This is a genomic window from Streptomyces sp. NPDC037100 (assembly GCF_055606225.1).
On sequence record NZ_JBVJSX010000008.1, the window covers coordinates 83,311 to 97,259 of the forward strand.

At 68.7% G+C, this 13,949-nt stretch carries 11 protein-coding genes and 4 pseudogenes; 8 read left to right on the forward strand and 7 right to left on the reverse strand.

The window, feature by feature from the left end:
• Positions 1-91: 91 nt before the first annotated feature.
• Complete coding sequence (locus ACZ7EG_RS25375; RefSeq protein WP_471083176.1) at positions 92-1,081, reverse strand: aldo/keto reductase; 990 nt, start codon at positions 1,079-1,081, stop codon at positions 92-94.
• A 349-nt stretch (positions 1,082-1,430) separates the two neighbouring features.
• Positions 1,431-2,633: a heparin lyase I family protein gene (locus ACZ7EG_RS25380; RefSeq protein ID WP_471083179.1), complete on the reverse strand. Its 1,203-nt coding sequence runs from the start codon at positions 2,631-2,633 to the stop codon at positions 1,431-1,433.
• 358 nt (positions 2,634-2,991) lie between these two features.
• On the opposite strand from ACZ7EG_RS25380, the gene ACZ7EG_RS25385 reads away from it, so the two are divergent.
• Complete coding sequence (locus ACZ7EG_RS25385; RefSeq protein WP_471083182.1) at positions 2,992-3,639, forward strand: hypothetical protein; 648 nt, start codon at positions 2,992-2,994, stop codon at positions 3,637-3,639.
• Between the two features lie 30 nt (positions 3,640-3,669).
• Positions 3,670-3,906 (forward strand): hypothetical protein, encoded by a 237-nt coding sequence (locus ACZ7EG_RS25390; protein WP_471083185.1) that lies wholly within the window; start codon positions 3,670-3,672, stop codon positions 3,904-3,906.
• A 395-nt stretch (positions 3,907-4,301) separates the two neighbouring features.
• Here ACZ7EG_RS25390 and ACZ7EG_RS25395 read toward each other — a convergent pair.
• A pseudogene (locus ACZ7EG_RS25395) lies at positions 4,302-4,692 on the reverse strand (hypothetical protein); the annotation flags it as partial.
• Between the two features lie 166 nt (positions 4,693-4,858).
• Between ACZ7EG_RS25395 and ACZ7EG_RS25400 the strand changes: the two are divergent.
• The 5 genes and pseudogenes from ACZ7EG_RS25400 (at position 4,859) to ACZ7EG_RS25420 (ending at position 8,502) form a co-directional block, all read left to right on the forward strand.
• Complete coding sequence (locus tag ACZ7EG_RS25400) at positions 4,859-5,530, forward strand: DUF4097 family beta strand repeat-containing protein (RefSeq protein WP_471083948.1); 672 nt, start codon at positions 4,859-4,861, stop codon at positions 5,528-5,530.
• Between the two features lie 68 nt (positions 5,531-5,598).
• Entirely contained in the window at positions 5,599-6,729 is a 1,131-nt protein-coding gene (locus ACZ7EG_RS25405) for a serine hydrolase domain-containing protein (RefSeq protein ID WP_471083187.1), read from the forward strand.
• A gap of 632 nt (positions 6,730-7,361) precedes the next feature.
• Positions 7,362-7,579: pseudogene (locus ACZ7EG_RS25410) on the forward strand (IS110 family transposase); the annotation flags it as partial.
• Positions 7,580-7,867: 288 nt separating this feature from the next.
• Entirely contained in the window at positions 7,868-8,233 is a 366-nt protein-coding gene (locus tag ACZ7EG_RS25415) for a hypothetical protein (RefSeq protein WP_471083190.1), read from the forward strand.
• A 50-nt stretch (positions 8,234-8,283) separates the two neighbouring features.
• Positions 8,284-8,502: a hypothetical protein gene (locus ACZ7EG_RS25420; RefSeq protein WP_471083193.1), complete on the forward strand. Its 219-nt coding sequence runs from the start codon at positions 8,284-8,286 to the stop codon at positions 8,500-8,502.
• Between the two features lie 539 nt (positions 8,503-9,041).
• Here the strand turns inward: ACZ7EG_RS25420 and ACZ7EG_RS25425 are convergent.
• Positions 9,042-9,365 (reverse strand): hypothetical protein, encoded by a 324-nt coding sequence (locus ACZ7EG_RS25425; protein ID WP_471083195.1) that lies wholly within the window; start codon positions 9,363-9,365, stop codon positions 9,042-9,044.
• A gap of 13 nt (positions 9,366-9,378) precedes the next feature.
• A pseudogene (locus ACZ7EG_RS25430) lies at positions 9,379-9,810 on the reverse strand (transposase); the annotation flags it as partial.
• A 128-nt stretch (positions 9,811-9,938) separates the two neighbouring features.
• Between ACZ7EG_RS25430 and ACZ7EG_RS25435 the strand changes: the two are divergent.
• A pseudogene (locus ACZ7EG_RS25435) lies at positions 9,939-11,059 on the forward strand (IS630 family transposase).
• Between the two features lie 4 nt (positions 11,060-11,063).
• Here ACZ7EG_RS25435 and ACZ7EG_RS25440 read toward each other — a convergent pair.
• Together ACZ7EG_RS25440 and ACZ7EG_RS25445 are read right to left on the reverse strand one after the other, a co-directional pair.
• Positions 11,064-11,501: a hypothetical protein gene (locus tag ACZ7EG_RS25440; RefSeq protein WP_471083198.1), complete on the reverse strand. Its 438-nt coding sequence runs from the start codon at positions 11,499-11,501 to the stop codon at positions 11,064-11,066.
• A gap of 416 nt (positions 11,502-11,917) precedes the next feature.
• Positions 11,918-13,312 carry a Mucin-2 gene (locus ACZ7EG_RS25445; RefSeq protein ID WP_471083201.1) on the reverse strand — a complete coding sequence of 465 codons (1,395 nt, stop codon included), beginning with the start codon at positions 13,310-13,312 and terminating at the stop codon, positions 11,918-11,920.
• Positions 13,313-13,949: the final 637 nt, after the last annotated feature.

A 13,949-nucleotide genomic window follows, 5' to 3' on the forward strand; every position in this document is an offset into this window, starting at 1 on the left:
CAGTCAGATCGTCGCGTGCGGTCCGGCGCTCAGGAGATCGATGACCACCCCGCGTTCCCTACGGAACCTCCGTGTGGTGTGCGCCCTCCGCCTACCGGTCGACGGATCGCATGCCTGCCTCGTCGTACCGCTCACCGGCCGCCTCGGGCAGCTCCGCCTCGATGCGGGCCAAGTCGTCCTTCGTCAGGTCGATGTCGACGGCGGCGGCGTTCTGCTCCAGGTAGGTGCGGCGCTTGGTACCCGGGATCGGCACCAGGTCCTCACCCTGGGCCAGCACCCAGGCGATGGCCAGCTGAGCCGGCGTCACGTCCTTCTCGGCGGCGATCTCCTTCACCTTCGCCGCCAGCCGCAGGTTGGCCTCCAGATTGGCGTCCTGGAAGCGCGGGTTCTGGCGGCGCCAGTCGTTGGCGTCCAGGTCGTCCGGCGAGGTGAACCGCCCGGCGAGAAAGCCGCGGCCGAGGGGCGAGTACGGTACGAAGCCGATGCCCAGCTCCCTGCAGGCGGGCAGCACCTCGGCCTCCACGTCCCGCGACCACAGCGAGTACTCGCTCTGCACAGCCGTGACCGGGTGCACGGCGTGCGCACGCCGGATGGTCCGGGCGCTCGCCTCACTCAGCCCGATGTAGCGCACCTTGCCCTCGGCGACCAGTTCGCCCAGCGCGCCGACCGTCTCCTCGATGGGCACGTTCGGGTCGACCCGGTGCTGGTAGTACAGGTCGATGTGGTCGGTTCCCAGACGCTTCAGGGAGCCGTGGACGGAGCTGCGGACATGTTCGGCCGAGCCGTCCTGCGGGCCGACCGTGCTGATGTCGCCCGGTACCGCGTCGTCCATCCGGTAGTTGAACTTCGTCGCGATCACATACTCGTCGCGGCGCCCCCGGATCGCCTCGCCGACGAGGGACTCGTTGGTGAGCGGGCCGTACATCTGCGCGGTGTCGAGAAAGTTCACCCCGAGGTCGAGGGCGCGCCGGATCGTCGCGACGCCCTCCTCTTCGTCGGCGGTTCCGTAGAAGGCGGACATGCCCATGCACCCCAGGCCGATGGCCGATACCTGCAATTCCCGCAGACTACGCTTCTGCATGTCGTGTCCCAGCCTTCCCTGCACGCTTGATCGTCCTTCGGGCGACACGAAGTCTCCCGTCCATCCAGGCACAGATGCCACCACCCGGCATCCCTGGAGGAGCGGGCTCTGAGAGGGCCTCGTGCGCCGTTGCGTCCTCGACGCTATGACTTCGAGCGCACTCCATGGCAAGTGAGATGTGAGGAAGACTGGCTCCTGGGTCGGGCACGGCGGGCTCGGCCCGGACGGCTTGCGTCCGGGCCGAGCCCGACCGTTCCGCGCCGCCCATGTCGAGGCGAAGGCCATCCCGTGTCCAGCCCTCGCGCTCGTCACCGGGGTTCTCGGTCAGCCAGTCGGGTCGGGGGGCCGGTCAGAGGCTCAGGGGGCTCGTTTCGGTGATGCTCGCCCAGTCGTTCTCGGGGTTCGCCCAGAAGGAGATCTTCAGATAGCGGACGTCCAGGGGTCCCGTGGTGAACAGGACGGTCTCGGGCGCGGTGGTCGTCCCCGAGCTGCGGCCTTCCCACACCTTGGTGTAGGAGACGCCGTCCTGCGAGGCATGGATGGTGTAGTCGTTCCACCTCAGGTCGCCGCGGTGCCAGGCCACCGCCGCGCCGCACAGGTGGCGTGGCGCGCCGGTGTCCAGGATCAGCGCGGCGCCGAAGCCCTGGCCGGACCAACGGGTCGTCAGATCGCCGTCGACGGCGTTGGCGGGCGGGTTCGCCGGTTCGTGGGTGGTGGCGGTCGCGGAGGTCACCGGTGCGGCTCGCGTGCAGGTCCGCTGCGGTGCGACGTCCTTGTGGACGGCGCGCTCATCGCCCAGGCGCAGGGCGTCGTAGTACATCACGCGCTGGGTGGTGCTGGAGGGGGCGCCGGTGTTCCAGTCCCACTTGTAGATGCCGAACTTGAAGTAGGGCGAGCGCGGGCCGCCGTCGTGGGTCACGCCGGTGCGGTTCACGACACGTTCGCCGTTCTTCCAGACCTGCAGGACGCCGCTGCTGTCGGTGCGCCAGGTGACGTGGAAAACCCAGTCCACCCAGACACCGGTGGTATACGCACCCAGATCGACGAACTGACCGCGGAAGTCGATCTTCCAGCGGCCTTCGTCGGTCAGGAGCGCCAGGGGCGGTGAGCCGCCCGGGCAGCCGGCATCGCACTGGTGCCACTGGCTCACGATCTCGGCCGAGGTGTCATAGGCCCAGCTCGACGCCAGATTGACGCTGAAGCCGTACCACCGCTCGGCGTTCGCCGGCTGCTCGTCGCGCTGTGATATCTCCGCCCGTTTGCTGCTGGAGACGACCGGATCGGTCTTTCTCAGCTCGAACCGGGCCGCGTGGGAACCGTCGCGCGTGGGGCCGGTGACGTTGGTGGCGCCGTATGAAGTGCCCCACTGCTTGGAGAAGTTGGCGGGGGCGGTGGCCGGGAGCGTGCGGTCGGCCGCCTGTTCCCAGTCGAGGGTGCGCAGGACACCGATGGGGTCGGACGCCGCCGGCTGTGCGGTCGATAACGCCAGTGCTGCGGTCAGCACGGACGTGAAGACGGCCAGGAGCCAGGCTCTGGGGCGCGATCGTTGCATGGTGCGACTCCTCACAGGGACGCTGAACGGACGGTCGCGGATGCGCGACGTCCGATTGCGGGCCCCGACTCTCCCGCCGGGAGGGGGTGCGGGCAAGGGCCGGCCGTACGGCGCGCGGGAGCATCCGGGCCCCGGCCCGCACCACCGACCAATGGCCTACGCCGCCGCCGACCATGGTCGTATGCGTTACGCGACGCCGTGTAGACGACGGGGGCCAGCGCTGATCATCGCCACTACCAGCGGGTCACCCGACATGGACGACGAACGCCTCCGTCGGCGGCCGGGCGCGGCCAGTAGGCTCTGGCTCCGACGGAGGCCCGGCGAGCCGCCGCACCTTGGGCATTGCGGAAGGAACGTGATGATCGCTGCGGAGTACGGCTACGAGCTGCTGCCCGGAGTGGCGGTGGACACCCCGGGCGTCGAGGACGTCCTACGGCGGCGTGAACGCGGCCTGCGGTGGGGCATCCTCGCGCTGACCGCCGAAGTGCTGCTGCTGGCGGCCGTCCTCTCTCTTGCGGGCCCCGGCTCCACCTCAGGCCTGGTCACCGCCGCCTGCGTGGTCCCGGTCATCGCGGTCACGGCCGGCCTCACGCTGCTGTGGCGCCGGGCGCGACGCCGGGAGCGGCTGGTGATGTCCACCTACGGCTGGCAGGTCTGGCCCGCGCGGACACAGGACGTCCGGGTGGTCGCCGCCGAGGGCGAACGGGTCCAGGGCCGCCGCTGGGGGACGGACGGGCGGGTGGTGCTGCTCCAGCCGGACGGCCAGAGCCACTGCTCGTTCCCCGTCCCCGCGGACGGCTGGGACGGCCCCCGTCCGCGGGGGCCCCGCCCGGCGGACCGAGTGTGGTTCGCCGGCGACACCCGGTTCGGCGGCATGGTCGCCGAACCAGGCGGGCTGCCCTTCCGCTACGTCGTCCGCTCCATGCCGGGCAAGCGCCGTGGCACCGGACCGGAGGACGAACTGGCCCGCCGCGCCGGCCTGATGCCTCGGAACCGGCGGCGGTAGGCGTCCCCTGCGCCTCTCAGCCGGAGTCGGATGCTGGAAGACACTGGGCCTGACGAAGCGCAGTTGCACGCTTCTTCGCTGACCGGTCCGCTGTGGGCGCCCGGCGTGACGCTCGGGGAGCGTACGCTCCACGGTCAGCCGGGGCTGGTGGTGCAACCGGACGGCGTCACCGTATCGGTCATGGCGTTCGACCTCACGGGCAACCGGATCATTCACCTCGGGGCAGTGCTCAACCCCGACAAGACCGGCCCCTGGACGGTGGGTTGACAGCCGCGTGCCCACGGCGCCTATCCCGTCCCCCAGCCTCCCGCGTGCCGAAACGGGGAGCCGTGCGCGGTGCCGGTGCCGGTGGCACAAAGGCGCACGCCGGAGCAGCCCTGCTCGCCGACCCGGCACACGGTGGTGCAGGAGTCGGCGAGCAGGGTGATGGCGGGGTGGGTGATCCGGCTTCCGGGTCCGATGAGCGGTACGGCCGTGTCGGGCAGCAGCGAGGCGAACCCGTCGCGAAGCCGGATCGGTCTTTGACGGACGGGGAGCCTTCCGGGTCCGCTGAGGAGGACGGCGAGGCGGACGCATCGCGCGCCGGACCCTGTCTCGGCGGTTGTTCACTGTGCTGGGAGCCGTGACCGGGATCCGGGCTGCCGGCGCCGGCGGTCAGAGGCTGTCAGGACCCGGGCCGTCATCGCGGGAAGGCCCGATTGCATGAAGACGGTGGCGAACGTCTCCCCATACGCGCGTACGGCTTCGCCGTCGCGTCCGTGGGCCTGTGGGGGCGGGTCGAAGTCCCGCGGCACCGCCCTTCTGCGGCGGTGGGCGCGGTCTTCGGTGGCGCATGGTCGAGGCCGGCGCGGTAGGCGGTGGGGCCGCCGTTGCGCATGACCTCGCGCGTGATGGTCGAGATCCAGCGTCGAGGCCCCGAGGGGTCTCCGCGCAGGAGAGACCGTCAGCCAGTCCCAGCGCGTTCTGCCGGCGTCCCCGCTGAGTGAGCTGCCTCCCGGCGTCGCGGTCCCCTTCGGTGTGCGTGCCGGCACCACAGCGTTCACTTCCATTCATTGCAACGCGCCCAATGATGCTGTTGCGTTAAGTACCACAGTCATTGCAATGACTTTCCAGGTTCTACCAGGCACGATAGCTATCGTGTGCAACTTAGATGTTGCCGCACATGTGAATGCAACGTAGCCTTTCCGTTGTCAGAAACAACGAGCCGAAGGAAGGCATGATGCAGAAGTTCAACACCCCCGCCCCGGTGACCGCCGTTCTGGACATCCCCGCCTGCCGCATCCAGATCATCGCCGCCGACCGTGCCGACACCACGGTCGAGGTCCTGCCCGCGAACGCCTCCAAGAGCCGCGACGTGAAGGCGGCGGAGCAGACCGAGGTCGTCTACGACGACGGCGTCCTGCGGATCAAGACCCCGGAGGCGAAGAACCAGATCCTCGGCCCTTCCGGATCCATCGAGGTGACCGTCCAGCTGCCCGCCGGCTCCCACATCGAGGCGAAGGCGGCCCTCGCCGATTTCCGGGGCGTAGGACGGCTCGGCGACGTCTCGTTCGAGGGCGCCCAGAGCGCGGTCAAGCTCGACGAGGCCGCGAGTGCCCGGCTGACCCTCCAGTCCGGTGACGTCTCGGTCGGCCGCCTGGGCGGCCCCGCACAGATCAGCACCCAAAAGGGCGACCTCCGCATCGTCGAGGCCGCGCGGGGCACGGTCACGCTGCGCACCGAGTCCGGCGAGATCTCGGTCGGGGCCGCCCGCGGAGTCTCCGCCTCCCTGGACGCCGGCACCTCCTACGGCCGGATCCACAACGCACTCAAGAACACCGGCGGCGACGACGCCACCCTGACCATCCACGCGACCACCGCCTACGGCGACATCAGCGCCCACAGCCTGTAAGAGGCGCGGCCCCGGCGATCCCGTCCGTTCAGATGAATCTCGTAACAGTTCTCAAGGGGTACACCACCATGTCCATCACTTTTACCGACCAGGACCGCCCGGAGCTGCAGAAGGCCATCGAAGAGATGGTCGAGTCCGGTTTCACAGGGGTGGCGATGCGCGTGCACGACGAGCGGGGCGAGTGGGTCGGCACTGCCGGGGTGCGCACGTTGGGCGAGACCGCGAAACCGCCGACGAACGGGTACGTCCGGATAGGCAGCAACACCAAGACCTTCACCGCTACCGTAGTGCTGCAACTGGTGGCCGAGGGCACGATCGGGCTGGACGCCCCGGTGGCCGACTACCTGCCCGAGTTCGAGCTGCACCCGAAGATCACGGTGCGGATGCTGCTGCAGCACACCAGCGGGGTGTTCAACTTCACCGGCGAGTACTACGACGACGGGACGTTCGCGCCAGGGATTCCCGCAACGACCGCGGGCCAGGAGTGGGTGGACAACCGGTTCAAGACCTACCGACCGGATGAGCTGGTACGGCTGGCGTTGTCCAAGCCGGCGCGGTTTGAGCCGGGGACGGACTGGAACTACTCCAACACCAACTACGTGCTGGCCAGGCTGCTGATCGAGAAGGTGACCGGCCGCTCGCTCGCCGAGGAGATGCAGCGGCTGATCCTGGGGCCGCTCGGGCTGTCGGACACCATGGTGCCGGACACCAGCCCGGAGATCCCCGAGCCGCACACCCACGCCTACTACCGGTACGAGGACGCCGGCCTGCAAAGGACGGTCGACGTCACCCGCCAGAACCCCTCCTGGATCTCCACCGGCGGAGACATGATCTCGACCGCCAAGGACCTCCACACGTTCATCTCCGCGCTGATGGGCGGCAGACTCCTGCCCGCCCCGCTGCTGGCCGAGATGTGCAAACCGCACCCCAAGGTCGGCTACGGCCTGGGAGTGTTCGTTCAGGACACGGGCGACAACAGCGGCACCGTCATCACCCACAACGGCGGCATGGCGGGCCACGCGGCGCTGATGTACAGCACGCCCGACGGCAGCAAAACCCTCACCGCCGCGCTGAACTACGTGGACGACGCCGCACTGTCCATGGCAGAAGCATTCCAGAACGCGACGCAAAGACTGGTCAGGGAGGTGTTCGGCGACGGGCAGGCCGGGTCGGCTGACGCTGCAGAGCCAGCTCGATAGACCGCGCCGAGCTGCGTGGACCGCACGGGCCAAGCCGGCTCGCCCGCTTCGGCCGACGCCCGCCGGCCGGACGCCCAGATCCACCCGGACCACACGCTGCAGCAGGTCGACATCGAAGTACAACCGCGACCTGAAGGCTGCATGAGCGCGCGGCCCGCACCCCGCAGCTCCGGCACTCCAGGGCGGCGTACCGCGACACCGCGTCGCAGTACGCCGCCTCGTTCGTGTGCAGAAGCGGGCACTGGTGCGTGGATGACCATGACGATGCCCAGCAGCACGTGTGGTCACCGAATCGCGGCAGAAACGAGCCCTGAGGAGCCGGCCGCCCGCCCCGTCATCGTCTTCGCGGTCTTGCAAGAGGGCCGCTGGACTGCGGGCCCGGCATGACTGTTGCCCCCTGTCGGACGGATGAGAACCGATGACCTGGGGGTGTCACCGGGCCCGAGGAGTGCCGTCACAGACGCTGGTCAGGGGCCTGGCCACCGCCCGGCCCGGCGCAATGCCGGGCCACTCGCGGGCGGCAGCTCTGCATCACGTGGATGCGCGCGAACGGCCGCGCAATCAGGGTCGGCACGGCATCGACGCATGCGGGGGCGCGGTGATCGACATCGACGAGACCTCTACCCAAGTGAGGCCAGGCCAAGTCCGACGCCCGCGATGCGGCCGTCATCGCGGACGCCGCCCGCACCATGCCCCACCCCTGCGCTCCCTGGAGCTCGCCGACGAGATCACCGCCGAGTTGACCATGCTGGTCGGCTTCGACCAGGACCTGGCCGCTGAGGCCATCCGCACCTCCAACCGCACCCGCGTCCTGCTCACCCGGTTCCACCCCAGCATCGAACGCGTTCTCAGGTCCTGACGGGGGGGGCGTCGCGCTGCCCTGGTGTACGGCACCGGGCAACCGTGCCCAACCGTGATCCACGCGTTCGAACATGTCGTCGGCGCGGCTGCGGTCGCCCTCATAGTCTGGTGTTGCCCGGGGTAGCTGCGGAGGTCTGCCATGCACCGAAACATCTGGAGCAGCGCGGTCAGCTTCGGGTTGGTCACCGTGCCGCCGCCGGAGACTGGGGCGCCTACGCAGCCGACGTGAGCCGAAGCCTGTCACGTGAGAACTGACGACGAGAGAGAGGACATCCCAATGGGCGTTTACGTGTCGATCAGGGGGTGGCTGGAGTGCGACGAGACGCAACTCGCCGCCATCCAAGAGATCGTCTCCTCACATGAAGACAACCACTACACCAACGGATGGGGCTTACCGCGCCGGCACGTCAACTGGACCCACTACATCTTCTACGGCGCCGACATCCGTGATTCGGCCCTGGCCTGGTTCACCGACCAGATCCGAGAGATCGCGCGGCTCCCCGCTTCCGACGGCGACGGAGACCTCGTCCGGGGTCTGTTCCTGGCCAGCCACGAAGCCGACGGGACAACCGAATGGCAGGTCCGCGATGGCCAACTCTTCATCACACCGGCCGACATCAGACACCGGTACCTCGACGAATAGCTCCACTCATTCCGAGAGTTCCACTCCCGGCTCCACCATGACGGGTCTCCGTGAAGAGCACGCGTCAGGCCGTCGACCGGCTGGTCACCCTCCAGTTCGACCGGCACGGCGGCCGGCTGTGGGATGAGGCCAAAGCCCTTCTGGACCACGAGCACGCCCGGATGCGGACCGGGCAGGTCGCGGTACCGTTCGGGATCTGCGCCGAGCTCAGCAACGGCAAGCCCAGGCGGTCACGCCTGCCCATTCCGGTTCCGGTGCCCGGGCTGTGATCACTTCCGCACCCATCCCTCCGACCTTCCAGACCTGCGGACCTACCTGGACACCCTGTTGCGGGACCGGGAACGGCTGGCCGCAGCCGACGAGCTCGACGCCTGGCACGGGCGGAAGCAACACCGTTCAGCGTCTCCGCCGTAGCCCGCCTGGCCGGCGTCCACCGCAGCCTGATCTACCGGCCCCCCGGCAGCCGTGGCAGCCAAGGCCGCCCAACCCAACAACACCTCCGGCCCACAGGTCAGCCGGAACTCCCTGCTGAGCGACCTGACCAACCCCACCGAAGGCAACATCCGCCTTGCGGGCCGTGTGGCCCGCGTCGAACAACGCCTGTCCGAACCCTTTGGCCGCCACGCCTGGCACGCCACTGGCCTCGGCGCACCCATCGACTCAGACACTCTCCAGCGGGATTCGACCGCCTTGAACAACAGGTCGCCAAGCCCCGCGACCAGCTCTCCGAACGCGAAGAACCCTCAAGGCCTCCCGAGCCATCAACCGAGAGTTGAGCAATTGTCAAAAGCTGTGGATCAGTAGCTGTTCACACGGTCGCGTGGTTCAGGTGGATGAGCCCTTCGATGGAGCCCAGTCGAGCCTGCAGGGTCTGTTCCGCAACCGGCGTGGTGGTGAGCAACAGCACCTGGGCCGCCGGGTGTTCCGGAGCATAGAGGTCGTCTTCGCCGTCGTCGCCGGGGATGGGGTTGGGCTGGATCTCGATCCGTCCATTGGGGCTGCTGACGAGGTGGTAGACGCCCCGGTAATCGCTGTCGCGCTTGGTGAAGACCAGCCCGAGGCAGTCACTGACGAGCCGGACCAGCTCGTCGGTGGTGTGGGTGCTGGTGCCGTAGGTGTGATGGTCGGTCATGGTGCACCAGACCCTATGCCGCGGCGGAAGGCTCGACCAGTTGGCCGCGTTCGAAACGGGCCCCGGCACGAACAAGGGCGACGAGATGAGGTGCGTTCACGGCCCGCCACCGCTGCTGAGCGGACTCGACGAGTTTGAAGACCATCGCCAGGGCGGCGGTGCGGGAGCCGGCCCCGCGAGTGACCTTCGTGCACAGGCGGACGGTGGCGAACGTGGACTCGATCGGGTTGGTGGTCCGCAGATGGATCCAGTGTTCGGCGGGGAAGTCGTAGAAGGCCAGTAGTTCGGCCTCGTCGTCGGTGATCTTCTTGACCGCCTTGGGGAACTTCGCGCCGTAGAGCTGGGCGAACGTCTTGATCGCCTTGACCGCGAGGTCGCGGTCCTCGGCGTTGTAGATGTCCTGAAGCGCCTTGCGAGCGCCGGGCTGGGCCGACTTCGGCAAAGCGTTATGAATTGACTTCGGCCTCCATCGCGGCGGCCACCATACTTTGTGCGCCTAGTGCTGTGACCGGGAACGTTTGCCGGGTTGCTCGTTGTGCTGGCTGGACGTGAATCTCCAACCAAGGGGCGGGAATGGCACCACCGGTCAGGGTCCGCAGGCTGACTGAGCGGGAGGGGCAGAGGCTTCAGCAGCTCGTGCGGCGGGGGGCAGCACGAGCTCGGTGCGGTACAGGCGGGCGATGATGCTGGCCTCGGCTGGCGGCAGCACCGTCCCGGTCATCGCCCGCCTGGTGCAGGCAGACGAGGACACTGTGAGGGACGTGATCCACCGCTTCAACGAGATCGGGCTCGCATGCCTCAACCCTCAGTGGGCGGGAGGCCGTCCCCGCCTGCTCAACCGTGACGACGAGGACTTCGTCATCCAGACGGCCGTCACCCGCCCCACCGCCCTCGGCAAGCCCTTCACACGCTGGTCGATCCGCAAACTCGTCGATCACCTGCGCCGGAACGTCTCCCGGCCGGTCACGATCAGCCGGGAGGCCCTGCGCTGCTTATTGACCCGCCACGGCATCTCCTTCCAACGCACGAAGACGCGGAAGGAATCCCCGGACCCGGACTTCGACGCCAAGCTAGCCCGGATCGAGTACGCCATCAACAGGCGACCGGACCGTACCTTCGCCTTTGACGAGTTCGGCCCACTCGGCATCCGGCCGACCGCCGGGTCCTGCTGGGCCGAACGAGGCAGGCCGGAGAGGCTGCCGGCGACCTATCGCCGCACCCACGGCATTACCTACTTCCACGGCTGCTACTCGGTCGGAGACGACAAACTGTGGGGGATCAACCGGCGCCGTAAGGGCATCGACCACACCTGGGCCGCCCTGCGGTCTATCCGCGCCGCCCGCCCGGACGGCGCTCCGATCTACGTCATCCTCGATAACCTTTCCGCCCACCTGAACCGGCGAATCCGCAGGTGGGCTGACCGGAACAAGGTCGAGCTGTGCTTCACTCCAACCTACGCGTCCTGGGCCAACCCCATCGAGGCCCACTTCGGACCGCTGCGACAGTTCACGCTGGCCAACTCCAACCATCCCAACCACATCGTCCAGACCCGGGCCCTGCACGCCTACCTGCGCTGGCGCAACCAGAACCGCCGCCACCCCGACGTCCTCGCGAACCAGCGACGTGAACGCGCCCGCATTCGAAGTGAGAGACACGTCCGATGGGGCGGTCGGCCTGCTACGACTGCTGCTTGAGCAATTACACCCGCTCCTGAAACACCCTGATCTCGGTCGGCGTGAGCATCCTGACCGTCGTCCAAGCTGAAAGCCCGGTCAGCTCCCGGGCCCATTCTTCGAGATCATCACCAGCACCGTGGAAGAACCACGAGTCGAAGCTTCCCAGGGCTTCCAGGGCAGGTCCGGATCCGTATCGGACCTCGCAGTGGACCTGCACGTAATGGCCGTGATCACCATCGGCGTCGGAGACCTCGAACTGCCGTGTCAGGTCGACCGTGAACGTCGGAGAACCGTCGAACGAGTAGGTTCCGTACTGGAAAAGAAGGCCGTCACCATCAGGCGCTTCCGAGACGTCGAACAGCCGTCGGCCGAAGCGGAGGAAAGCCTGCCAGACGTCTTCCGTGCCAAGGTCGGCGAGCGCGCGCTGCCCCGCCCTCAGCTCGCCTTCAAGTAGCCCCACGGCTTCATCGACCGATGGCCTCCGTGTCATCCCCGCCCCCTCATCGCAGCGGCTCAGCCTACTCAACCCTGCAAACGTTCCCGGTCACAGCACTAGCCGGACGATCTCGTCGATCAGGGAGGAGCCGTTGGCAGGGGTGCCGTCGTCGTTCACCACGCTGAGCACGGACGTGTCTTCCCGGCCGGTGCTGCGAACACCGGTCTTGCTCGGTGGCCCATCGATCAATCACCCGGGAAGGTACGTCCTACCCGAGCCGATCCACAGGTCCTGCGCATTGCTCCCGAGAGTTGATGACCCGGCTCGACAGCATCCCTCACCGCCCCGGCCGACCTGGAACCCAGTTATCAACCGCCTAGGACTGGTCGGTGGATCGCGGCTTTCGCTTTGAGTGCGAGTGAGGCGGTTCTGCTCGGCGGTCAGGCGGGAACACCGGCCCGGTCCAGGACGGCGGCCATCTCGTCCTCGGGCAACGCCGCGTTGGCGCCTGCGCTGGAGGCCAGTTCAGGGACATGAAGTACCTCGCGGAGCCGGTGGAGCGGGAGGCGCGGGTCGCCGGCCGCCGCCTGGCGCGTCCAGACCGCGGGGTCATGGCTGAGCCGTTCGATCAGCGCGGGCGTGGCGGCCGGGTCCCGGACGGCCAGCCGACGGTAGTTCCCGTCCGGGTGGTCCGCGTAGCGGGCGGCGAGGCCCTCGCGGGGAAAGCGGGGGTGCGTCTCAGCCATCCAGGCGGAGAACGTCCCGCCGAGCCTCGCGTACACACGCATCAGGATCTGCTCCGGGGTGTCGGGGTGGTGAATGGCCAGGCGGTTTTCCACCACTGGGTCCTCGACGTGTGCGAGCCGGCGCAGCAGATCGGGCGGCAGGTGGGGGCTCTGGGCGGCGGCGCGCCGGAGTAGCGGGTGGGCGGAGGCCGCGGCCCGACGCAGCACCTCGGGGTCGGCGAGTCCGTCCCGTACCCACTGCACGCCGTCGCCCATGTCGAAGTCCCCGACCGTGAAGTCGATCGCCATGCGCCGCGTCTCGTCCAGCTCGGGCCGGAGGGAGATTGCGAGCCGTACGGCCTCGTCGGGGTCGACGGCGAGCCGCTCCACGAGGTCGGCGGGCAACGACGGGTTCTCGGCGAGTGCCGCCAGGTGTCTCCGCTCGGCGACGCATCGCTCGGCGTCGGCGCGGACGAGGAGCCCTCGGCGCAGCGCCTCGGCGGCGGACTTCGGATCGCGGAGGAGTTCGGCGGTGACGCGTGCGTCCCGTCGGCACTCCCACAGCGCCGCGGTCCGCCGCACCTCGGGGTCAGGGTCGGCCAGCAGCGCCGACCGCTCGCCCGGCGGCAGGATCTCCCATGCACGCACCGCTGCGCGACGCGCTGCCGAACGGTGATGAGTGGCCATCGAGGCCACGAACGACGGCGCCAAGTGGGGCGAGCCCAGCAGTGCCGTCTGGACAGAAGGGTCGGGGTCGTCGAGCAGGCGGACGCACACGGCGTCCGGAAGCGGCGCGACCTTTGTGCGCGGGTCGTACGACTCGGGTCCGTACGCAAGAGCAGCCCGCACCTTGGGAGAAGGATCGTCCGCGAGCCGGGCCCTCTGTGCGGGCTCCACCCTGGCGCTCGTGGCGAAGTCGATCCGGGCGCCCGGGTTCGGGTGGGCCAGGATCACCACGACGGCCGGCTCGGGGAGCCCGGCCCGCTGGATGGCGTCACGGGGCGGACGGTCACCGCCCGCGTCGAAGGCGAGCAGGCGCAGTAGCAGCGGTGTCGGCAGCACCGGATTGCGGGCGACTCCGTCCAGCGCGGATAAGTGGAACGCCACCATGATTCCCCTACCTGTGTCTTCCCCGTTGGTCCGCGACGATGATCTCCTATATGCCCGTCAGGAACCGCCGAACGGCACCAGCTGTCCCGGTACCGGGAAACCCGGCCATGCCGAGAGACATCGGGCGTTGCCATGCCCGACATCTGTCGGCCACCGTTTCACCCACCCTTGGGACTCTGGCCGGCTCAGACGCCGATCGAGTGCAAGGTGCTGGGCCGCCGGCCCAAGAGAAGCGACATAGTGCAGACACGCCTTGCGGCCGTCGGCAGTGCCGTGGATGGGCTTCTCCATGGTGGCCGGGTCCTCGGAGGTGACCGGGGCGTCGTCGGAAATGGCCCTTCACGCGGGCGCAGAAGTCGTCCCTGAAGCCAGAAGTCGCCGATCGCACTGGCGGCGCGCGTCAGTCCGAGCAGGGCGGCGACGACGACGGGACGATGCATACATGCTGGAGTTCTCCTGATCTCGACATGGGTGAAGGGGAGCAGGACGGCCGGACTCTTGCCGATTCTGGGGTCGCCCCGCGGGAGCGCTGTCGCCCGGGTCGGCCGGGTCGGCCGGGTCGACGGTCTGCGTGGTGTGGCGGTCACTTCCGGGGCAGGTGCGGCTGGACCAGGAACCGAGTGCCGGTGTCGACGCT

Excerpts from the sequence above, each read along its gene's own strand:
- ACZ7EG_RS25405 (WP_471083187.1), top strand. The coding sequence starts at position 5,599 with ATGTCCATCACTTTTACCGACCAGGACCGCCCGGAGCTGCAGAAGGCC.
- ACZ7EG_RS25380 (WP_471083179.1), bottom strand. The coding sequence starts at position 2,633 with ATGCAACGATCGCGCCCCAGAGCCTGGCTCCTGGCCGTCTTCACGTCC.
- ACZ7EG_RS25385 (WP_471083182.1), top strand. The coding sequence starts at position 2,992 with ATGATCGCTGCGGAGTACGGCTACGAGCTGCTGCCCGGAGTGGCGGTG.
- ACZ7EG_RS25400 (WP_471083948.1), top strand. The coding sequence starts at position 4,859 with ATGCAGAAGTTCAACACCCCCGCCCCGGTGACCGCCGTTCTGGACATC.
- ACZ7EG_RS25415 (WP_471083190.1), top strand. The coding sequence starts at position 7,868 with ATGGGCGTTTACGTGTCGATCAGGGGGTGGCTGGAGTGCGACGAGACG.
- ACZ7EG_RS25445 (WP_471083201.1), bottom strand. The coding sequence starts at position 13,312 with ATGGTGGCGTTCCACTTATCCGCGCTGGACGGAGTCGCCCGCAATCCG.
- ACZ7EG_RS25425 (WP_471083195.1), bottom strand. The coding sequence starts at position 9,365 with ATGACCGACCATCACACCTACGGCACCAGCACCCACACCACCGACGAG.
- ACZ7EG_RS25390 (WP_471083185.1), top strand. The coding sequence starts at position 3,670 with ATGCTGGAAGACACTGGGCCTGACGAAGCGCAGTTGCACGCTTCTTCG.
- ACZ7EG_RS25375 (WP_471083176.1), bottom strand. The coding sequence starts at position 1,081 with ATGCAGAAGCGTAGTCTGCGGGAATTGCAGGTATCGGCCATCGGCCTG.